Raw genomic sequence first — 21921 nt, 5'->3', positions numbered from 1 at the left:
GCTAATGCCGCGGGTACCGCTCGATCCAGGCGTCGCCGAGCGCGCTCAGCGCCGAGTGCCGGTCGAAGTGCCAGTACGCGTCCGAAGCGACGTTTTCGACCAGGTACCGCAGCTCCAGCTGGTCGACCCACTTCTGCGGCAGCCCGGGGATCCCGGTACGCGCCCCGAGCAGGGCACCGGCGATCGCCCCGGTGAGCGCGCTGCGGCCGGAGTGGTTGACGGCGCGAAGCAGCGCCTGCTCCGGGTAGTTCTCGAAACCCGACAACGCGGCGAAGGCGCGTCCGAGGACCGACAACGTCGTCTTGCCGTCGCCGATCAGCTCGGGCATCCGCAGGTCGGGCAGGCCGTGCTCGCCGAAGAACGGCACTGACTCGGCGACCATGTCCCCGATCGCCGTCCACTCCGGGCCCTGCTGGAACTGGTTGTCCGGGTTGAGCACCTCGCGGCTGGTGTTCCAGATCGGGAAACTGAACGCATCCTTGGTCAGCGCGTGCTCGAACAGCCAGGTCAGGTAGGTCGCGGCGGCCAGGTCGGGCTCGTCGGGGTGGGTGACGCCGGCCAGTTCGCGCACCGCCTGCCGCGCCCCGCCGCTGAGCCCGCTGCCGGGGCCGGCCATGGTCAGCGCGGCGGGCAAGGCGGGGATCAGCGCGGCCGGCCCGGTCATCGGCGGCGCACCGGCGGCCCCGGTCGCGAGCTGGTGGTAGGCGTTGAGCTCGGCGTCGTCGATGTCCCGCCGGGCGTGCAGGTCCGGGACCTGCACGAGCCAGCCGTCCGGGGCGTCCATCGGCGCGCCCTGGGTGCGCAGCCAGCGCTGCAGCGCCCCGCGGACGACGCCGGGGAACAGCTCCTCGGCGTCGCGGGATTCGGGCTGCTCGCGGTGCGGGCTGCGGATGACGGCCTCGGTGTAGAAGAGCAGCCGCTGCGTCAGCGAGCCGATCCGGCCGGGCTGGTCGAACGCCGGGATCAGGTCGGTGACGCCTTCGATGCCGAACTTCGCGTGGATGTCGTGCAGCATCATCCGGTCGACGGCCGCGCCGAGCGCCTCGCCGAGCGCGAAACCGACGTACGCGCCCGTGACGCGCTGCCAGCCGTAGCGGAAGCCGTCGAGGTTCCGCTCGAAGTACTTGCCGAACGTGTCGAGCCGCGGCACCGTGCGGCCGGCGTTGTCGTACGCCGGGGCCAGGCCGTTCGCGCGCAGGTCGTTGGGCTTGCTGCGCGGCGGCTCCGGCATGTTCAGCCGCTTCAGCCAGGATTCGCCGAGCACGGTCTTCGCGCACTCCTCGGCCGTCAGCTCGAAGCCGCGCCGCCGGGCCTTCTCGGCCGCCATGAGCGGCGGCTTCACCGGATCCGGCAGGCCCATCCGGGCCGCGGTCTCGGTGGCGACCCGGATCAGGTCCTCCTCGGCCTCCGGGCAGCGCCCGTGCACGTCGATGCGTGGTTCGTGGCGCGGGAACCGCTTGACGATCTCCGCGAGTTCGCCGCTGGAGACGTCCTCGATGGTCGTCGGGCCGCCGTTGATCACCAGGTTCGGCGGGTGCTCGAACTCGGCCAGCGTCGCGACGTCGACCTTCCACCAGCCGTGCTCGCGCGAGGGCAGCTGCCGGGTCGAGCTGAACACCTTGAGCTCGTTGCGCTCCTCGGCGAAGTAGAACCGGTCGGTCTTGCCGGTCTCCAGGTCGAGCGGGACGAACACCTCGCACCGGATCAGCCCGATGAGCAGCAGTTCCCGGGTCAGCCAGCCGACGCTGCCGAACGACAGCAGCGTCTCCAGGGTGTTGTCCGGCTTCGGGTAGCCGCGGCGGATCGGCCCGGCCTTGTACTCGGGGTTTTCGCGTTCTTCGCCGGTCTGGTTGCCCTCGGCGTCGACCTTCACCCAGCCGGCGACGGCCTGCAGCGGCACGCCCAGCTCGCCGAGCCCGGCCTTGACGTACTCGGGGTCGACGACCTCGCGCCAGTTCTCCTGGCCGGGGAACGCCACCGGCACCGACAGGCCGCCGGGGTGCGGGTGCGCCTGGCGCAGTTCGCCGTCCGGCTCGCGGACGACGACCGACGGCGGCGGGAAGATCTCCTTCTCCGGCCGGCCCTCGTCGAGGAACGCGATGGTGTTGTAGGGCACCGACCAGCCCTCGGGGATGCGCAGCACCTTTTCGGTGTCCACCCGGAGCCCGGCGGGGCCGGAGACGTCCGGACCGTGCACCGCGCGCAGCCACTGGCCGACCTTGGCAATCGCTTCCGCCGCTTCCACCTACTCGATCCTCTCCAGGCTTCCGTCGGACTCGTGCTCGGCGATCGTCTTCGGCAGCACGAAGGCCACCGCGCCACCCGGCAGGTTCGCCCACGGAACCGTGATGCCGGTGATCACGTGCAGAGGGCGTCTGAGCCGGTAGCTCCGCCGCAGCCGCTCCCGTTCGAGCGGCAGCGACGTCGTGGCGAACCGTACCTCGCCGTGGTGAACGAGATTGCCGGGTTCCTCGCCGAAGCGCAGGACGACCGTACCCGCCACCAGCCGGGTGATGCGCTTGTTGCGGAGCAGGGTGAGGGGAGGCTCACCCGGCGCCGGGTGCACCGGCCAGTCGTCGAGCTCTTTCGCGGTCTCCAGCGGGGTTTCGTGCCCGGCGGTCATCCGCGCGGGGTGCAGCAGCAACGCCCCCAGCAGCTGCTGCGCGGCGTCCTCGAGCCGGGAGAAGTACTTCGGCGCGCGAGGTTTCCCGCCGGCGTGGGCAGCGACTTCCCAGCCGTCGGAGGTGTAGTTGAGGCACCACGCGCCGTCCGCGCGCTCGCCGACCCGGTACGCCTCGGGCCACACCCCGTGCTCGCCGAGCCGCTGCACCAGCACGATCAGCAGCTCTTCGTCACCGAGCTGCGGGTCCGGCGTGGTCTCCAGCTCGGCGGCGACGTCCCCGGCGGTCTTCTTCACGTCGGCGCGGCCCGGCTTCGGCCGCGGCTTGCCCAGCAGGTCCGCTTCGGCGGTCCGCCGGACCAGCGGCTCGACGTACGGCGGCTGGAAGTGGTGCCGGCGGATGTGCGCCACCAGGTCCGGCTCCGGCGGCACGCCGTGCGTCGCGAGCAGGAGCGGGACCGCTTCGGACCAGATCCACGTGCCGTCGGTGTGGAAGCGCTCGTCGCCGTCTTCGTGCACGACGGCTTCCCGCTCGAGGTACTGCAGCACGAGCGGCACCTCGGTGTCGGTCAGCGGCGGCCGCTCGACGTCCGGGCCACCGACGTCGGCGTGCCGGAACACCACACCCAGCGGCAGCTGCGCGCGCAGCCGCCACCAGTCCGGGACGTGCTCGTCGGCGCGCGGGAACGCGGCGAGCTCCTCCGGCCAGGCGGCCGGCTCGGGTGCGTGGGTCCACACCGGATCGTCGTCGAGCGCGAAGTCGAAGTCGAAGCTGCCGTCGGCGTTCAGGGCGAACCGCGCCTGCAGCCAGGTGCCGCGGCCTTCGGTGTACATGCCGGCCCGCAGCTCGGTGAAGAGGTCGGCCAGCTCGTCCGGCACGGCCGTGTTGTGGCCCGCGGTCTCGGTGTGCTTCCCGACCTGCCGGAAGTCGGCGACGGCGGGCACGTCGGCGTTGACGCGGTGCTCGCGCACGAGCTTTCCCAGGCGCACCAGGAGGGTGCGTTGCTCGTCGGGCGAAAGTCGATGTTCCACGTGAATCATTGCCCCGCGTTGAACCGGCTGGTCACCGTGAACGACGGCGGCTCACCGGCGGCGATCCGAGCGGCCTCGTCTTCCCACATCTTGAAGGTGCGCTTCTGGAGCGCGTGGACCAGCGCGGTCTCCTGCTGGGTACGGCTGCGTCCCTCCCGGGTGGCTGTGCCGTCAATTCCATTGATCGTCTCGTAAAGCGCGAAGATCGGGCCGTCGCCGGACAGGAAGTGGTTCCGCTCGACCTCTGTCTCGTAGATGAACTTCTCTTCGCTGAGGGGACCGTCGATGTGCGACTCGGTCGTGGCTCGCATGACCTCGCGAATGTGGCTGCTGTCCTGGACGAAGAAACCGGTCGTCAGATCGAGGAGGGTGCCCACCAAGCCACCGTTCGGCGCCGAGTCGATCCGGTAGGTCTGGGCGTAGTACTTGTAGAACCTGGGGGTCCGAACGGCCATCAGGTGCTCTCCTCGGATGTCAGTCCCCGCTGGAAGGCTTCCTCGAAACGGTCTCGGACCTGTTCGGTCAACGCCGCGTCGAGGGCTGCTTCTTCCGGCGAGAGGAAGCCCTCGCGGCCTTCCTTCTTGCTGAAGGTCTCGAAGTCCCGTCGCACCTCGTAGAGCGCGTGCTCGTACGAGGCGACGTCGTCGATGTGCGTCAGGTGCAGTCGCAGCTCGGCCACGTGCCCGTTCGGCAGCCGGACGTTCATTTGCAGATCCCGGTAGCCGCTGTCCTGGGGGTTGGCGAGCCGATCCGAGAACTTGACGATCGTCAGCTCGGGATCGGTGCGCACCGCGTCGAGTGCCCGGTACATGTCCGCCACTTGTTCGAACTGGATCTTGGTGCCGACCAGGTCGCGCAGGAGTGAACCATCCCAGCCGTACTTCGCGATCTTCGCCAGCGCTCGTACGCTGTCCTTCGGCTCCGGCCGAAACCCCGGGTGGCCATCGGTCTCGCCGGCGATCCGCTCCGTGATGCGGTTCAGCGTGCCCTGCGTCTCGGGCCAGCGTTCGCGCTCCTCGGCGACCCATTGCTTGCAGTACTCCGGATCGCCGACCCGGCCCTGGTCGAAGCTGCCGTGCCGCAGCGATTCAGGCGACGCCACGTCGGCGATCCGCGCCACGTCCGCGGAAATCTCCGCCTGCTCCGGGGTCGGGTCAAACGGCGCGACCCCCTGCTGCTCGACATCGTCGATGACGCTGTAACCGCGTTCGTTCACCTCGTGGACGGCGTCCTCGAGGATCGGGATCGCCTCGGGGTGCTTGAGCAGGCTGGCCAGCGTCTTCGGGTTGTCCAGCAGCGAGCGCGTCAGGTAGTCGTTGCCCGGGTCGGACAGCACCCGGACCAGGCCGGGGTGTTCTCCCAGGTGCGCGCGGATGTAGTCGGCGTCCGCGTGGCCGTCGAGTGCCGCGGCGACGTCGTCCCTGGCCAGGAAGGCGTCGTGTGGTGCTGCCGAGCCGTAGTCGCCGTGGCTTTCGTCGGCGCCGTGCTCGGGCTGGACGTGCACCTCGTCCGGCGTGCCGATGTGCATCAGCTTGATGCTCTTCGGCGGCTGTGGCAGGTGCATGAGGTCGCCGGACTGCGGGTCGATGAACGCGACGCCCTCACGGGTGTGCACGACCATCGCGACGTGCCCGTATTCGACCCCGTTCGGGCCCGGGTACTTCACCGCGACCACGGCGTGGTGGTCCAGCGGCTTCTCCCGCATCTCGCGGATGACGTCGTCGTAGCTGTCGCGCGCGGAGAACGTCTCGCCGAACCGGCCCTCGAGGTGTTCGAGCGTGCCGCGGCTGCCCATCTCGTGCGGCAGGATCGGCTCGGCCGTCATGTCACCGCCGCGCTGCCGGTCCATGTAGGCCTCGGGGCCGCGCGTGCAGTTGGTCATGTACCCGTTTTCGAGCGCGCCCGGCTGGTGGAAGCCCGGGTTGACGTCACGCAGGTGCGGGTGCCGGTCGTGCACGTAGGCCGCGCGCTCGGACGGCGTCGTCCCGCCGGCGTGGATGGCGGGTTCGGCGGGCGGGTTCGTCGCCCGCGCCAGCCGCGAGTAGTCGTGCACCGACACCGGGGCCGGCGGCGCTTCCGCCGGCGTCCCGGGCAGCTCGTGGACCGACGGCTGGTGCGGGGTGACGTGCTCCGGCTCGCCGAGGCCGCCGAGCCGCTCCATGATCGCGGCCTGCTTGCGCCGTTCGAACTCGGCCGCGTTGTGCTCGTTCTCGGCACGGCGCTCGGCCATCTTCTGCTGCGCGGCCTCGGGCTCGAGGTAGCGCGGGTGGCCGGGGCCGATCTCCTCGGCCACGATGACCCACTTGCGGCGGCCGTCGGGCGTGAGTTCGAGGCGCTTCTCGTGCACCAGCAGCTGGGTGCCGGGCGGCGACAGCGATTCGCGCTCCCCCGGGTTCTCGGCGAGCTTGGAGATGTCGCGGAGGTTGTCCGACCGGACGTGCAGCTCGACGTCGTCACCGAACTTCGACGTCGAGAACTCGCTGGTCTTGATGGACGCGCTTGAGAACGCGGGTTCGACGACCACCGAGCCCGGCTCGTACGGCCCGGCGACCAGCTCGGCCAGCCGCGGATCGCCGCCGACGTCGTAGGCGCGGATCGTCTCGCCGGACTCGGGCGCGATCTGGTGGAGGCCGTCCATGATCGCGCGCGTGTTCTGCTGCGCGAGGTCGAACCCGGGGTGACCGGGGCCGCGGCGCAGGGCCTCGTTGACGTCGTAGGCGTACTCGCCGCGGGTGTAGCCGTGCAGCGCGACGGCGCCCTCGTCGGTGACCGGCAGCCCGGCGGCGTCCCGGCGGGCGAGCGCGCGGTCGTGGATCTGCTGGTAGACGTCCTCGTCGCCGACCGCGCGGCGGATGCTCTCGTGGTCGGCCGGGGTGCCGCGGTGCTCGCCGTCGAAGAGGTAGCCCTCGTCGTGCGGGAGCCGTTCGGGGGTCGGGTTGAGCCGGTCGCTGATCGGCGCGTTTTCGACGACGTGGTGCGCGGGCGCGTCCCCGCCACCGAGCGGCATGGCGTGGATCCCGGTGGCGTCGTGCGGCAGTTCGGCGAGCCGCCCGGTGACGGGATCGGCGAACAGGACCCCGTGCTCGGTGTGCACGGCAGCCACCAGCCGCGACTCCCCGCCGGGTGTCTCGAAGGCAACGGCGGACCGCGCGCCGACCGGACGTTCCCCGAGCTCCCTGGCGACGTCGTCGAAGCTCCCACGGCCGCTCCACTGCCCGCCGAGCTGTTCGCTGACGCTCTGCTGCCGCGCCGGCCCGGCGACGACGTCCTCGCCGTTCATCCGCCGCTCGAAGGCGACCATCGACTCGGCGGCGTTGGTCCGGTAGCCGTTTTCGAGGCCGTCCGGGCTGTAGTGGTTACGCGTGTTGACCGCACCGAGCTCGGGAACGGCGTCCCGCACCAGGCGCGCGTGCTGCTGCGGCGTCTCGACGGACCCGGCGTGCAGCACGGGCGGCCCACCGGGAGCGAGCGGCGCGGCGAGCCGCGACCAGCCCCCGTCGGGCTCCCCGGTGGCCGGCGCCCGCCGTTCGGGCAGCGGCTCGGCACCCGGCGGGTCGAAGGCGTTGATCTTGCTTGCCAGGTCGCCGCTCGGCTTGTATTCGGGGTGCTCGGCGTAGAACTGCTCGAGCTCTTCGTCGGCTTCACGCTGGCGGCGTGCTTCGTCGGCACGTTCTTCGGCCCGGCGTTGCTCGATGGCGTCGCGGGCATCGGCCTCACCGAGGTGCCCGGGCTCCCCGGGAGCGATTTCTTCGGCGTGCACGATGTAGTGCGGTTCACCAGGCCGGCGCGGGTTGGCGTCGGGGTGCCCGGGGCCTTCCTCGATGCCGGTGATCTTGAACTGCGTCCCGGGCTTGAAGAGGACTTCGTGCTCGTCCGGGATGCTGGCCAGATCCTCGACGTCCCGCCCGGTCTTGGACTGGATCCGCATCTCGACTTCCCCGGGGAACTTGCTCCGCGGGTGCTGGGCGTCGACCTTCGACGAGCTCAGGAACGACGGTTCGGTGATGTGCGCACCATCGTGGAACCGCGCGAGGAAGGCCTGCAGCCGCGAGGGATCACCCTTGAAGTCGACCCGCCGCGAAACAACGCCTTCGTGGGGCGGCAGTTCGTTCAGCCCGGAGACGAGCGCCGCGGCTTGCGGAGCGAGATGGGGCAGCTCGGGGCCACCCATCCGAAGGGCGTGGTTGAGCGGCCCGACCATCTCGTACCGCGTGTAAGCGTGCACGGCGACCGCACCGGCGTCGGACATGCCGGGGTGCCACTGGTCGCGCTTGGCGAGCGCCTCACGCCGGACCTGTTCGTGCCGCCATTCGCCGTCGACCTGGCTGTGGTGCCCGGAGTCCATGAAGGTGTCTTCGATCCGCCTGATCCCAGCGGGATCATCGGTGTGGAAGCGAGGATCGGTGAGGTAGGGCTCATCATGACCGGGCTGCCCATAGTCGTGCGCCCGCGGCGAATCGGCGGCCGTTTGCTCACCGGCGAGCGATTCGTGCCCGGCCGGGTGAGGGTCGGCGAGTGCCTCGGCTGAGGGGCTTCGGTCCACCGGGTGTTCGTCAGCGGGCGTTCCTTCGGCAGGCCGCTCTTGGCCCGGGCGTTCGTGCTGTTCGCCTGCGTGGCCGGGGCGTTCGGCGCCAGGTACAGCGGAGCGCTCCTGGACCGGCGTGTGTTCGGCCGTGGCCGTTTGGTGTTCGGCGGGCTGTTCGCTTGCGTGGTCGTGGTCGTGGTCGTGGTCGTGGCCGGGCATGGGTTGGTCAGGTCGTTCGGCGCCGGGCTGCTCGATCGGCCTTTCGTGCACTGGCGACTGCTCGGCCGCCGGTTGCTGCGCGGGCGTGGGCTGGTCCGGTCGCTCAGCGCCGGGCTGCTCGGCTCGGCGCTCTTGGGTGCGTTCGTGCTCGGCCGTGGACGAGCTTTCGTCCGCCGGGCGTTCGTCGGCGGGCGTTCGCTCGTTGCCAGGCGCCGGGCGCTCCGGCATCGGAGCCTGCTGGTCTGGTCGCTCGACCGGCTTCTCGTGCATCGGCGGCTGCTCGGCCGCTGGCTGCTGCGCGGGTGCGCGCTGGTCCGGTCGTTCGGCGCTGGGCTGCTCGGTCGGCCTTTTGTGCATCGGCGACTGCTCGGTCGTCGGTTGCTGCGCGGGCGTGGGCTGGTCAGGTCGTTCGGCACCGGGCTGCTCGACCGGCCTCTCGTGCACCGCCGACTGCTCAGCCACCGGCTGCTGTGTGGGCTCGGCCGCCGGGATCGGGCGGTCCTGTGCCGGCTGCTCGAACGGTCGCTGCGTCCGCGGCTGTTCCGGCGCGCGGTCCACCGGCCGCGGCGGCTCGAACGGTCCCCGCGGCGGCAAGTGCTCCTGCGGCGGCCCGAACCGCGGCGGCGGAATCGGCGCCGGACCGGCCGGGCGCGGCGGCCCCAGCCGAGGATCGTGCGGCGGCCGTCCACCCGGCGGAGGCGGCATCGGCGGCCGACCACCGGGATGCGGCCCGGGGCCCTGGGGACCCCGAGGCTGGTTCGGATACCCGGCGGGACGCTGCCCACCAGCCATCGGCGGGCGCTGCCCACCCTGCGGCGGAACCCCCGAATGCGGCGGCATCCGCCGCGGATCCTGCGGAGCCAACCCACCCTGAGGCAGCTGCCCGTTCGCCCCCACCGGCGGCACTCCACCCTGAGGCGGCCGCACCCCCGGCGGCTGCCCACCCTGCGGCGCGTGCCCACCTTGCGGTGGCTGCGCACCCTGCGGTGGCTGTGCACCCTGCGGCGGCTGCACGCCCCGCGGCGCGTGCCCACTTTGCGGTGGCTGCCCACCTTGCGGTGGCTGTGCACCCTGCGGCGGCTGCACGCCCCGCGGCGGCTGCTCACCCTGCGGCGCGTGCCCACTTTGCGGTGGCTGCCCACCTTGCGGTGGCTGTGCACCCTGCGGCGGCCGAGCACCCGGCTGTTGCGCACCCTGCGGCTGCACCCCGTGCAACGGCTGCGCACCGCGCACCCCCGGCTGCCCGCCCTGCGGCAGCTGCGCAGCGGGCATCCCCGGTTGCGCACCTTGCGGCTGCGCACCAGGCACCCCCGGCGCACCGTGCGGCGGCATCGCACCGGGCTGAATCGCCTGCCCCCCGAGCGGCGGCTGACCACCGGCCTGAAGCGGTTGCCCCCGGTGCGGCGGTTGACCGCCCGGTTGCGCCCCGTGTGTCTGCTGGCCGCCGGGTTGAGTGGGCTGTCCGTTATGCGTCGGCTGGCTGCCCGGTTGCCTCGGTGGTACCCCGTGCGGTGGCTGACCGCCCGGCTGCCCACCATGGAGCGGCTGCCCACCAGGCTGGCCGTTGTGTGGGCGCTGGCCTCCCGGCCGATACCCACCCTGCGGCATCGGCGGCTGACCACCCTGCAGCATCCGGCGAGGATCCTGCGGGGGGACCCGTCGCGGCTGGTCGCCTCCGCCCTGCGGCGTCGGCTGGCCGCCCGGGCGCGGACCCGGGCCGCCGGCGTTCGGCAGGCCGCCGCCGCCCGGTGGCGGTGGTGGCGCGAAGCCGCCCGGTGGTGGGGCCTGCTGCGGTGACGGTCCGTTCTGGAACGGTGCCGTCCCTCCCTCCGCCGCGAACGGCTGGCTCGGGCCGCCCGTGAATCCGGCCGCTCCGACGTTGTCCTGGAGGCGGCCGCCGCTCTGGCGTCCCGGCTCCGGGCCGACGCCCGGAGGCGGCGGCGGGGCCATGCCGTAGCCGCCCTGCGGTGAGGCGCCGCTCGTCGACTGGTGGCTCGAAGCCGCCGCCGGCTGCTGGGCCTGGTCGGCGCTGGGCCGCGATCCCTCGGGCGCGCGGTGCTCGGAAACCGGCTGCGGCCCGCTGTCCGCACGCTGCTGCGGTTCGCTCTCTCGCCGGACGTCCGGCTCCGACGCCGTCCGCGCTTCCACTGGGGGCGACGCCTCGCGCTGCGGTTCTTCGCCTCGCGATTCCGGCGCGGACGCTGCCTCGCGGCGAGGTTCCTCACCGCGCGATTCCGGCTCGGACGGGGCTTCGCGGCGTGGTTGCTCGGGTTCCGGAGCGGCCTCATGGCGAGGCTCCTCGCCTCGCGACTCCGGTGCGGAGGAGGCTTCGTGACGCGGTTCTTCGCCTCGTGACTCAGGTGCTGAGGCCGCCTCGCGACGTGGTTCCTCACCACGCGATTCCGGCTCGGAGGACGCCTCGCGGCGCGCCTCCGGCTCCGAGGCGGCTTCGCGGCGAGTCTCGGGCTCCGACGAAGATTCAGCCCGCGACTCCGGCTCGGAAGACTCACCCCGGGACTCCGGTTCCGAACCCGCCTCCTCCGCCCCCCGCCGCGACTCCCCACCGGAGCCACCAGAGCCACTGGAGCCACCAGAGTCACCGTCCGAGTCGGCCCGCGGGATGTTCGCCTCGTGGACCGAATGCATCTGCTCCTTCGCGCCCCCGACCGCGCCCCCGACGGCCCCACTGGAAGCGCCCATCAGCAGCTGCTCCGGCGTCAACGACCCCAAATCGCCGGTCACCGCCGCCTGGCCGACCGTCTGGGCCACTCCCTCGACCGCGCCCCGCGTTCCCGCCCGCATGGCCGCGTCCGCGATCTGCCCGCCCGCGCTGTGCGAAAGTCCCTCGGTCGCTCCGCGTCCGATGGAGCCCGAAGCCGCCCCCACGACTCCGCCGACCGCGCCCGAGATCGCCGCGTCCGAGGTCTTCGACCAGTCCCAGTCCTTGCGGTCGCCCTTCGCCATCTGCAGGCCCTGGATGCCCGCGTCCATGCCGAGGTTGATCGCCTCGTTCTTGAGGACCTCCATGCCGATCTTCTTGAGGCCCTGCTTGAGCAGCTTCTCCAGCAGCTCCTTCGCGACCTGCTTGAACCCCTGCTGCGCCAGCTTCTCGAGCAGCTGCCGGAACAGCATCTGCACGGTCATCCGGGTCGCGATCTGGGCCGGTGCGATACCCGCCGTGGAGCCGCCGAACGTCACCGCCGCCGCCGCGATCATCGCCGCGATCTGGGCCGCCAGGACGATCAGCGAGATGATGATCATGTACTTCGTGTACTCGACGTCCAGCGCCGTCTGGTCGCACGAATCCCCGAGGGCCTTCGCCGCGTCGGCCAGCTGCTTGAAGTACGCCTCGTCGCCCTCGACGAACTTCTTCCACTGCTCCGCGAACGCGTCGGCGCCGTCACCCGTCCAGTTGTCGCGGACGCCGGACGCCGCTTGGCTGCCCGTCTCCGACACCGGGCCGATCGCCGACGACGCCGTGTGCCACGCGTCGCGCAGCGCGCGCAGCTTGGTCTCGTCGCCCTCGGGCCAGCTCTCCCCGACGACGATCGGCAGCAGCCACTTGACCGCGTCGGGCATCTCCATACCCACGCGTCATTGCCCCTTGCCGAGCTGCGACGTCACGTCTTCGTCGGCGCCCGAAAGGGCATTCATCGACTTGGCGACGTTCTGCTGCATCCCCCGCAACCCCGCCACGAGGTTGGTGAAGCCTTCGACGGCGCCCTGCGCGCCCGGCACGTAGTCCTTGGCGAACTCCTTGCCGGAGTCATCGCCGCCCCAGCACTCACCCTGCGCCGCGAGGGCGGATTGCAGTGCTTTCGCCGCGTTGTCGAGCGCGTCGGCCGCCGTCACCAGGCCGTTCGACGCGCGCAGGACCGCGTCCGGCTCCGCGGTGAACCCGGAACCCCCATCCGGCATCAGTCGCCCCTCGTCATCCAGGACGACGGTGGCTCGTCGTCCTCGTCACGCGGCGGGCGGACGCGCTTGGGGGCCGGCTTGGGCGCGGGGACCGGCGGCTGCTCGTTGCGCAGGATCGACCCGCCGTCCTCGAACGACTCCGGTCGCGGGGCCGGCGCTTCTTCCACGACGAAGTCCGGGATCGGCGGTACCAGGCCGGCCAGCGACGGCGCGCCGTCGACCAGGTCGGCGAGGTCGGGCAGGCCCTCGGTGATCGGCGCCATCAGGGCCGCGATCTTCTGCTTTACCTGCATCGATCCCTGGCGCACCAGCGACTGGACGGTGTTCGCGAGCTGCGCGGGCGTCGTGCGCTCGAAGGTGTTCGGGGCGAATTCGAGTTTCGCGAGGCTGCCGCCGGCGTCGATGGTGGCGCGGACCAGCCCGTCGGGGGAACTGACCTGGGCGGTGGTTTCGGCGGCCGCGGTCTGGGCGTCACGCAGCTGCGCTGTCTGCCGCTCGAAGTTCTCCAGGAGGGTGTCCATCTGGTCCTTCATCGCGGCATTCCGTGCTTCGAGCCGTGCACGGTCGTCGCCCGCGGTGGTCACAGGTGCCCCCGGTGTCCCTCGAACCTACTAATGACTTGCCGTCACCCTAATGCCAATGGAGCAGTGACCGTGACCGGTTCGGGTGTTTGCGTCAGCGAATCGCACGCCGCCGGGCGAGCACGTACCCCGCTCCGCCGACGAGGTAGCAGGCCGTCGCGGCGATGAGCAGGCCCGGCGAGCGACCGTCGTCCGGCACGACCAGCGCGCCCAGCGAAACCGCCGCCACCTGCGTGATGTTGAACAGCGTGTCGTACAGCGCGAACACCCGGCCGCGGGCTTCGTCGGCGACGTCGAGCTGGATCGACGAGTCGACGCAGAGCTTGAGCACCTGTCCCGCGCCGGTGATCACGAACGACGCGGCCAGCGCGAGCGGCAGCACCATGGGCAGGCCCAGCGCGGACTGCGCGATCGCGGCGAGCAGCAGCGAACCGAGCACCGCGCGCAGCCGGCCGAACCGGCGGATCAGCCGCGCGGTCAGCAGGCCCGCGAGCAGCAGCCCGGCTCCGGCGAGCACCGCCATCTGCCCCAGCCCGGGCAGGCCGGCGCGCAAGACGCCGTGGTCGGTGAAGTAGTTGCGCATCAGCAGCACGGTGACCAGCAGCGATACCCCGAACGACGCCCGGTGCGCGAACAGCGCGATGAACCCGGCGGTGACGCTGGGCGCGCGCCACGCGTGCCGGGCACCGTCCGCCAGCCCCCGGGCGACGGCCAGCATCGGGTTCGGCGGCTCGTCCACCACCGTCGGCCCGAGCACGCCCCGGGCGAAGCCGCGCGCGATGAACGCCGAGACCAAGGTGCCGAGGACGGCGAACACGGTTGTCTCGGCCGATCCGATGTCGTTGCTGCCGAACAGCGCCCGCAACCCGATCGCGCAACCACCGCCGATGACGGCGACCACCGAGCCGAGCGTCGTGGCGAAGGCGTTCGCCGTCACGACGCTCTCTTCCTCCACGACGTGCGGCAGTGACGCCGAGAGCCCCGAGCCGATGAAGCGTGAGATGCCTTCCGCGGCCAGGGCCAGCGAAAACAGGCCGATGCCGCCGAAGCCGAGCCCGACCGCGGCGGACGCGCAGACGATCGCCAGCCCGCGCAGGAGGTTCGCGAAGATCAGGACGCGACGACGGTCCCAGCGGTCCAGCAGGGCACCGGCGAAGGGGCCGACGACCGAGTACGGCAGCAGCAGGGCAGCGAATCCGCCGGCGATGGCCAGCGGGTCGGCGGCGCGTTCGGGATTGAAGAGGACGGCGCCCGCGAGCCCGGCACGGAAGACGCCGTCACCCCAGCTGGCGGCGAAGCGCGTGAAGAGGAGACGCCGGAAGTCCGGGTCCTTGAGTAGCTCCCGAGGGCCTTTTCGCACTGTCGCCGTCCGGGCGCTGATCGTCACGAAGCCAGAGTAGAGGGTGGCCGGCGCACTGAGGTCGCCTCTCGGCGGCTATGCGCAGTGTGGCTCCAGCCGGACGGTATTCCACAAAGGCGGTTCTTCAGTGAGCCCGGGGGACACGGAGTGCACCGGCCACATGTTTCAAACGAGGCTGTTGGGGCGATTGTTCCCGAGCCGAAGTCATTCGCCGGGCCAAGGGTGGGATCATGGGTCTGTGCCAGCGGACGCCGAGGTTGAACCGGGAACGCTCCTGGTCGCCGCCCCCACGATGGTCGACCCCAACTTCCGGCGGACCGTGGTGTTCGTCATCGATCATCGCGAAGAGGGCACGCTCGGCGTGGTCTTGAACCGGCCGAGTGATGTCGCCGTGCACGACGTGCTGCCGAACTGGGGCGGGCACGTCGCCGAGCCGCAGGCGGTGTTCGTCGGCGGGCCGGTCGAGAAGAAGACCGCGTTGTGCCTGGCCGCGCTGCGTACCGGCGAGACGGCGGCGAGCGTGCCGGGGGTGATCGCGGTCCGCGGGCCGGTCGCGCTGGTGGACCTGGACACCGATCCCGAGGCGCTGGTGCCGAAGGTTCGCGGGGTGCGCGTGTTCGCCGGCTACGCGGGCTGGGACTCCGGTCAGCTGGCCGGCGAGATCGAGCGTGACGACTGGGTCATCGTGCCCGCGTTGCCGAGCGACATCCTGGCCTCACCGGACGGCGACCTGTGGAGCCAGGTCCTGCGCCGGCAGGGCATCCCGCTCGCGCTGCTGGCCACCCATCCGGGCGACCTCCAGCGGAACTAGGCCTCTTCCTTCTTGAAGACACCGCAGCCGCCGGCGCCGCACGCGCAGCCGCTGCAGCCGGCCGGCGCCGCCGGAGCCGGGGCGGGCACGGTCAGCGCGGCCCGGTTGCCGAGCACCCCGCCACCCATGACCAGCACCAGCATCGCGAGCACGCCCGCGAGCGCGGCGGAGATCAGGCCGCCGGTCGTCGGCATGGCCAGCCCGGCCAGCCCGGTGAGCACGGCGATCGCGCCCCCGGCCATGGTCGGCAGGCCCGCGACGCGGTTGGCCAGCTTGAACGCTTCTTCGCTGCGCAACGCCGCTTCGGTGCGCACTCCGGTGCCGCCCTCGCGCGTCAAGCGCTCGCGGAAACCGAGAAATCCACCAAAGCCGACAAGCAGACCCAGCACGATCGGAACCAGCGCGATAGCGAACACGGGGTCAAGGATAAGCGTGACGTCCCGGCAACCTGCCGGATACCCTGATCGACTGTGCTACAGGCCATGTCACCGCGTGTACTGCCCACCGTCCTGACCGCCGCCCTGATCGGGGGAATCCTCGCCGCCGCGCCGGCCGAGGCGACCGAGAGTCACCAGCGGCCGATCCGGCTGCTCGGCGAGCAGATCGTCCCGAACGCCCTGCAGTTCCAGGGCACGACGGTCGGCGGCCTGTCCAGCATCGACTACGACCCGCGGACCGGCGGCTACGCGCTGATCTGCGACGACCGGTCGGCGATCAACCCCGCCCGGTTCTACACGGCGACGTTCCCGGTGTCGGCGAACGGCGTCGGCCCGGTCACCTTCACCGGCACGAAGCCGCTCTTGCGCCCGGACGGCACGCCGTACCCGCCGCTCGCGCAGAACGACCCGTCGAAGCCGCAGAACGAGCAGACGATCGACCCCGAAGAACTGCGCGTCGACCCGTGGACCGGCGACTACTACTGGTCGCAGGAAGGCGAGCGGACGGCGACGACGCTGATCGACCCGTCGATCCGCGAGGCGCGCCGCACCGGCGAATACGTCCGTGACCTGCCGATCCCCGCCAACGAAAAGATGACGCCGACGGCGGGCCCGCGGCAGAACCTGGTGCTCGAGGGCATCACGTTCACCGGTTTCGGCTCGCTGCTGGCCAGCGAGGTCGAAGGGCCGCTGCTGCAGGACGGCCCCGAACCGACCACGACCACCGGCGCGCTGTCGCGGATCACCCTGCAGTCGCGCTTCGGGCCGGTCCTCGCCCAGTACGCCTACCCGCAGGAGCCGCTGTTCGCCGCGCCCGTGCCGTCGACGGCGTTCGCCACGACCGGCGTCTCCTCGATGCTGGCCGTCGACCAGGCCGACCCGGCGAAATTCCTGATGATGGAGCGTTCGTTCAGCACCGGCGTCGGCAACAAGGTGCGCGTCTACGAGATCGACACGACGGGCGCGACGAACGTCCTGAACGTGAAGTCCCTCGCCGACGCGAAGCACGTCAAGCCGGTGAAGAAGCGGTTCCTCTTCGACGCGGCCGACCTCGGCCTGTCCACAGTAGACAACCTCGAGGGCATGACCTGGGGGCCGAAGCTGCCGAACGGCGAGCGCAGCTTGATCTTGGTCAGCGACAACAACTTCTCCGCGACCCAGGTCACCCAGTTCGTCGCACTGGCGGTCCCCGCGGAACGGCTTTGACCAGCAAGTTAAGATGAACGTATGAACGCGGCTCGGCTGCTCCTTAGCCTGCCGCGCTGACCAGGCCCGGCCTGGCCGGCGCGGCGACCCCTCATGCCCTGGTGGCTGAGGGGTCGAGTTGTTTCTGGACCAGCTCCGACGAAGGAAGACGGCATGACTGAGGCGACAGGGACTGACGTCCCGGCGCACCGCTACACGGCCGCGCTGGCGGGTCAGATCGAGCAGCGCTGGCAGGACCACTGGGCCGACCAGGGCACCTTCCACGCGCCCAACCCCGTCGGGCCGCTCGCCGTCGAGGGGCAGCCGGTGCCCAGCGACAAGCTGTTCGTCCAGGACATGTTCCCGTACCCGTCGGGCTCCGGCCTGCACGTCGGGCACCCGCTGGGCTTCATCAGCACCGACGTCTTCGCCCGGTACCACCGGATGATCGGGCGCAACGTGCTGCACACGATGGGCTTCGACGCGTTCGGCCTGCCGGCCGAGCAGTACGCGGTCCAGACCGGGCAGCACCCGCGCAAGACGACCGAGGAGAACATCCGGACCTACCTGCGCCAGATCCGGCGCCTGGGCCTGGGCCACGACGAACGCCGGCGCATCTCCACGATCGACCCCGAGTACTACCGCTGGACGCAGTGGATCTTCCTGCAGATCTTCAACAGCTGGTACGACACGGACGCGGGCAAGGCGCGCCCGATCGCCGAGCTGGAGGCCGCGTTCGCGGACGGCTCGCGTCCGACGCCGGACGGCCGTGACTGGGCCGCGCTGAGCGCGTCCGAGCGGAAGAGGGTGATCGACGACAACCGGCTGGTGTACATGTCCGAAGCGCCGGTCAACTGGTGCCCGGGCCTGGGCACCGTTCTGTCGAACGAAGAGGTCACCGCCGACGGCCGCAGCGAGCGCGGCAACTTCCCCGTCTTCCGCCGCAACCTGCGGCAGTGGATGATGCGGATCACCGCGTACGCCGATCGCCTGGTCGACGACCTGGACCTGCTGGACTGGCCGGAGAAGGTCAAGTCCATGCAGCGGAACTGGATCGGCCGCTCGCACGGCGCCCGCGTCACGTTCTCCTCCGGTGACGACGGCATCGAGGTCTTCACGACCCGGCCGGACACCCTGTTCGGCGCCACCTACATGGTGCTGGCGCCGGAGCACCCGCTGGTCGACAAGCTGACCGCGGCCGAGTGGCCCGCCGACGTGGACTCCCGGTGGACCGGTGGTGCGGCGACGCCCGCCGAGGCGATCAAGGAGTACCGCGTCGCCGCGTCGCGGAAGTCCGAGCTGGACCGGCAGGAGAACAAGGAGAAGACCGGCGTCTTCACCGGCGCGTACGCGACGAACCCGGTCAACGACAAGCAGATCCCGATCTTCGTCGCCGACTACGTGCTGATGGGCTACGGCACCGGCGCGATCATGGCCGTCCCCGGCCAGGACGTCCGCGACTGGGAGTTCGCCGAGAAGTTCGGCCTGGAGATCATCCGGACCGTGCAGCCGTCCGAAGGGTTCGACGGCAAGGCGTACACGGGTGACGGCCCGGCGATCAACTCGAGCTTCCTGGACGGCATGGACGTCGCCGAGGCCAAGAAGACGATCATCGACTGGCTGGCCGAAAAGGGCGCCGGCACCGGGACCGTCCAGTACAAGCTGCGCGACTGGCTGTTCTCGCGCCAGCGCTACTGGGGCGAGCCGTTCCCGGTGGTCTACGACGAGGACGGCGAAGTCCACGCCGTTCCGGAGTCGATGCTGCCGATCGAGCTGCCCGAGGTCGCCGACTACTCGCCGGTGACGTTCGACCCCGAGGACCGCGACTCGATGCCGTCGTCGCCGCTGGCCCGCGCGACCGACTGGGTCGAGGTCGAGCTGGACCTGGGCGACGGCCCGAAGACCTACCGCCGCGACATCAACACGATGCCGAACTGGGCGGGTTCGTGCTGGTACCAGCTGCGCTACGTGGACCCGACGAACCCGGAGACGTTCTGCGCGCCGGAAAACGAGCAGTACTGGATGGGGCCGCGGCCGGGCGAGTACGGCGCGGACGACACCGGCGGCGTGGACCTGTACGTCGGCGGCGTGGAGCACGCGGTGCTGCACCTGCTGTACTCGCGGTTCTGGCACAAGGTGCTGTTCGACCTGGGCCACGTGACGTCCAAGGAGCCGTACCGGAAGCTGTTCAACCAGGGCTACATCGAGGCGTACGCGTACACGGACGCGCGCGGCGTGTACGTCCCGGCCGAGCAGGTCGAGGAGCGCGACGGGAAGTACTTCTTCGACGGCGAAGAGGTCACCCAGGAGTACGGCAAGATGGGCAAGAGCCTGAAGAACGTCGTCACGCCGGACGAGATGGCCGAGAACTACGGCGCCGACACGTTCCGGTTCTACGAGATGGCGATGGGCCCGCTGGCCATGTCGCGCCCCTGGGCGACCAAGGACGTCGTCGGCGCGCACCGGTTCCTGCAGCGGCTGTGGCGCCTGGTCGTCGACGAGACGACCGGCGAGCTGCGGGTGTCCACTGAGGACGCTTCGGAGGCGGACCGCAAGGTGCTGCACAAGACCATCGCGGGCGTCCGCGAGGACTACGCGGAGATGCGGTTCAACACCGCCGGCGCGAAGCTGATCGAGCTGAACAACCACGTCACCAAGGTGTACGGCGGGGCCGCTTCGACGCCGCGTGAGCTGGCCGAGCCGTTGGTGCTGATGCTGGCGCCGCTGGCCCCGCACCTGGCCGAGGAGCTGTGGCGCCGGCTGGGCCACGTGGATTCGCTGGTGCAGGGCCCCTTCCCGGTGGTGGACGAGAAGTACCTGGTCGAGGACGCGGTCGAGTACCCGATCCAGGTCAACGGCAAGGTCCGGTCCCGGGTGACGGTCCCGGCCTCCGCGTCGTCCGACGAGGTCCAGGCGGCGGCACTGGCGGACGAGAAGGTCGCGGCGATGGTCGGCGACGGCTCGCCGCGCAAGGTGATCGTGGTGCCCGGCCGGCTGGTCAACATCGTCCTCTAACGCGAGGGCGGAAAGACGCCAGTAGTCGGCGGTCATCCCCGATTTGATTGAACGGTCAAGGAAAAAACCGTTCGATCGAAGGAGAACCGGGGATGACCCTCGACGGCAAGGTGGCACTGGTGACAGGCGGCAGCCGGGGCATCGGAGCGGCCACCGCACTGCGGCTCGCCGAGGACGGCGCGGACGTCGCGCTGACATACGTGCACAACGCCGCGCGGGCGGCCGAGGTGGTCGAGCAGATCAAGCACCTCGGCCGCCGCGCGCTGGCGATCCAGGCGGATTCGGCCGACGCCGCCGCGGTCTCGTCGGCGGTTTCGGCGACCGTCGCGGAGTTCGGCCGGCTGGACGTGCTGGTGAACAACGCGGGCGTCGGGTTCGTGGGCGCGTTCGGCGAAACTTCTTTGGAGGACGTCGACCGCGTGCTGGCGGTGAACGTCCGCGGCGTGTTCGCGGCCACCCAGGCGGCGGCCGGTGTCCTGGCCGACGGCGGCCGCGTGATCACGATCGGCAGCTGCGTCACCGACCGCATGCCCGGCCCGGGCATGGCGCTGTACGCGACGAGCAAGGCGGCGATGGTCGGCCTGACCAAGGCGTTGGCCCGCGAGCTGGGCCCGCGCGGCATCACGGTCAACCTGGTTCACTCGGGCCCGACGGACACGGACATGAACCCGGCCGACGGGCCTTTCGCGGCCGACCAGCGCGCCCTGACGGCGTTCGACCGCTATGGAAGGCCGTCCGAGGTGGCCGCGGCGGTGGCTTACCTCGCTTCACCCGGCGCCGAGTACGTGACGGCGGCGGTGTTGTCCGTGGACGGCGGCCACGCGGCCTAACCCGAGTAGAGCCCGATCTCCCGCGCGAGGTCGGCGAGCATCGCCTCGAACAGGACGTCCGGTTTGGACATCGGGATCGGGTAGTTGCCGAAGACCTCGAGCGTGACGTGCCCGTAGAGCCGTGCCCAGAACTGGATCATCAGGTACGTCACGCCGAGGTCGATCTTCTCCACCGGCACGCCCTGATCGGACTCCACGAGCACGGTGACCAGCGACTCCTGGAAGGTCTTCAGGTCGTCCCGCAGCTCGTCGGGCACGCCACTGGCCGACGGCAGCACGATGTCGTGCCGGGCGAGCACCCGCCCGGCGGCGGCGAGGAAGATCCGCCCGAACGGCTCGTCGACCCGGCTCAGCGCACTCCCGGACGTCGATCCGACACCGCCGGTCGGCGACGCGAAGACCAGAGTGAACTCCTTCGTGTGGGTGAGCGCCCACCGCCGGAAGCCCTTGCAGATGGCGAACAGCTGCAGCATCCCGTCGTCCGGCAGTTCGGCGATCTCCTCGGCGAGGTCGTCGGCCAGGTCGGCGCAGACGTCCAGCCGCAGGTTTTCGACGAGGTCGTCCCGCGACTCGTAGTACCGGTAGAGCGCCGGCGCGGTGATCCCCAGCTCCCGCGCGATGGCACGCAGGGTGACCGCCTCCGGCCCCTGCTCGACGAGCAGTTTCCGGGCGGTCCGCCGGATGTCCTGTTCGGTAGCCGCACGCGCGCGACCCCTGCGGGTGGGGTGGCTCATCCGAACAGTCTAGGTGGTTGGTACGACAGATTTTGCATTAACGCGATGTCCGCCGTAACGAAAAGGTGCAGCTCAGGCCCGCGCCTTGAGGTTGGTCAGCACGGTGTCGGCGACCCCCCGCCCGAGCTGGCAGGCGTCCTTGCCGGCCTGGACCGCCGAGTCACCGATGCTCAGCGAGACGGAGTACGCGAGGTCGTCCGCGACGCCGACGACGATCACGCAGGCACGGTTGTCCGTCGTTCCGGCGTCCACGTAACCCACCGCCGGATACCCCTGGATCGGCTCCAGGTCGTCCACCCAGCGTTTCGCCTTCGGCTTCGCATTCTTGTAGGTGAGGCTCAGTCCTTGTCCGGACTTGGTGTCGTATCCGACCAGGATTCCGGCTGCCGTTCCCGCGGCGCTGGCCCAGTCGCACGTGGGGCCCAGTTCGGTGTCGCTCGCCTTCGGCGCGGTCGGTTGCCCCAGGTACCCCGTGAGTTGCCCGGCCGTCAGAGCCGAGTCACAGGGGCTGCCGTCCAGTGCGGCAGCGGGAAGCGGGTTGCCGACCTTCGGTGCCCCGCTGTTCGGCAGTTCCGCGCCGGTGGTCGACGCGGGGCTGGCCGTGCCGTTCGTCGGGGTCTTGCCGGTGCACGACGTCAACAGAGCAGCTCCCAG

Annotated in this window: 14 protein-coding genes; 4 read left to right on the top strand and 10 right to left on the bottom strand. The window is 71.0% G+C overall.

Annotation, left to right across the window (positions count from 1 at the left end; translation table 11 throughout):
- Nucleotide 1: 1 nt before the first annotated feature.
- From QRY02_RS37420 to QRY02_RS37390, 7 genes are all read right to left on the bottom strand, one after another.
- Complete coding sequence (locus QRY02_RS37420) at nucleotides 2–2245, bottom strand: ADP-ribosylglycohydrolase family protein (protein ID WP_285987483.1); 2244 nt, start codon at nucleotides 2243–2245, stop codon at nucleotides 2–4.
- Nucleotides 2246–3661, bottom strand: a complete 1416-nt coding sequence (locus QRY02_RS37415) for a TNT domain-containing protein (RefSeq protein WP_285987482.1) — start codon at nucleotides 3659–3661, stop codon at nucleotides 2246–2248.
- Entirely contained in the window at nucleotides 3658–4107 is a 450-nt protein-coding gene (locus QRY02_RS37410; RefSeq protein ID WP_285987481.1) for a hypothetical protein, read from the bottom strand. Before QRY02_RS37410 ends, QRY02_RS37415 begins: the two co-directional genes overlap by 4 nt.
- Nucleotides 4107–11981, bottom strand: coding sequence for a WXG100-like domain-containing protein (locus tag QRY02_RS37405; RefSeq protein WP_502874160.1), 7875 nt, complete (start codon nucleotides 11979–11981; stop codon nucleotides 4107–4109). Before QRY02_RS37405 ends, QRY02_RS37410 begins: the two co-directional genes overlap by 1 nt.
- 9 nt (nucleotides 11982–11990) lie before the next feature.
- A complete protein-coding gene (locus tag QRY02_RS37400) occupies nucleotides 11991–12314 on the bottom strand; it encodes a WXG100 family type VII secretion target (RefSeq protein WP_285987479.1) in 324 nt (107 codons plus the stop codon).
- The gene (locus QRY02_RS37395) at nucleotides 12314–12847 is read right to left on the bottom strand and encodes a YbaB/EbfC family nucleoid-associated protein (protein WP_285987478.1); all 534 of its coding nucleotides are present in this window, start codon (nucleotides 12845–12847) and stop codon (nucleotides 12314–12316) included. The genes QRY02_RS37400 and QRY02_RS37395 overlap by 1 nt, the downstream gene beginning before the upstream one ends.
- Nucleotides 12848–12989: 142 nt before the next feature.
- The gene (locus QRY02_RS37390) at nucleotides 12990–14255 is read right to left on the bottom strand and encodes an MFS transporter (RefSeq protein ID WP_502874294.1); all 1266 of its coding nucleotides are present in this window, start codon (nucleotides 14253–14255) and stop codon (nucleotides 12990–12992) included.
- Between the two features lie 160 nt (nucleotides 14256–14415).
- Here QRY02_RS37390 and QRY02_RS37385 point away from each other — a divergent pair, with 160 nt between their 5' ends.
- On the top strand, nucleotides 14416–15066 hold the full coding sequence (locus QRY02_RS37385; protein ID WP_285987476.1) for a YqgE/AlgH family protein: 651 nt from the start codon (nucleotides 14416–14418) through the stop codon (nucleotides 15064–15066).
- Here QRY02_RS37385 and QRY02_RS37380 read toward each other — a convergent pair.
- On the bottom strand, nucleotides 15063–15482 hold the full coding sequence (locus QRY02_RS37380) for an SdpI family protein (protein WP_285987475.1): 420 nt from the start codon (nucleotides 15480–15482) through the stop codon (nucleotides 15063–15065). The genes QRY02_RS37385 and QRY02_RS37380 overlap by 4 nt on opposite strands.
- A 66-nt stretch (nucleotides 15483–15548) precedes the next feature.
- Here QRY02_RS37380 and QRY02_RS37375 point away from each other — a divergent pair, with 66 nt between their 5' ends.
- The 3 genes from QRY02_RS37375 to QRY02_RS37365 all read left to right on the top strand — a co-directional run bounded on the left by QRY02_RS37375 (nucleotide 15549) and on the right by QRY02_RS37365 (nucleotide 20533).
- Entirely contained in the window at nucleotides 15549–16709 is a 1161-nt protein-coding gene (locus tag QRY02_RS37375; RefSeq protein ID WP_285987474.1) for an esterase-like activity of phytase family protein, read from the top strand.
- Between the two features lie 153 nt (nucleotides 16710–16862).
- On the top strand, nucleotides 16863–19703 hold the full coding sequence (gene leuS, locus QRY02_RS37370) for a leucine--tRNA ligase (protein WP_285987473.1): 2841 nt from the start codon (nucleotides 16863–16865) through the stop codon (nucleotides 19701–19703).
- Nucleotides 19704–19795: 92 nt separating this feature from the next.
- Nucleotides 19796–20533: an SDR family oxidoreductase gene (locus QRY02_RS37365; RefSeq protein WP_285987472.1), complete on the top strand. Its 738-nt coding sequence runs from the start codon at nucleotides 19796–19798 to the stop codon at nucleotides 20531–20533.
- On the opposite strand, the gene QRY02_RS37360 is transcribed toward QRY02_RS37365, so the two are convergent.
- Nucleotides 20530–21267, bottom strand: a complete 738-nt coding sequence (locus tag QRY02_RS37360; RefSeq protein WP_285987471.1) for a TetR/AcrR family transcriptional regulator — start codon at nucleotides 21265–21267, stop codon at nucleotides 20530–20532. The two genes, QRY02_RS37365 and QRY02_RS37360, sit on opposite strands and share 4 nt — an antisense overlap.
- A gap of 72 nt (nucleotides 21268–21339) precedes the next feature.
- Nucleotides 21340–21906: a DUF3558 domain-containing protein gene (locus tag QRY02_RS37355; RefSeq protein ID WP_285987470.1), complete on the bottom strand. Its 567-nt coding sequence runs from the start codon at nucleotides 21904–21906 to the stop codon at nucleotides 21340–21342.
- Nucleotides 21907–21921: the final 15 nt, after the last annotated feature.

It is taken from the genome of Amycolatopsis sp. DG1A-15b (assembly GCF_030285645.1).
Classification (GTDB): Bacteria; Actinomycetota; Actinomycetes; order Mycobacteriales; family Pseudonocardiaceae; genus Amycolatopsis.
Note: the sequence above shows the minus strand (reverse complement) of the source record. Positions and strands in the feature narration are given on the sequence as shown.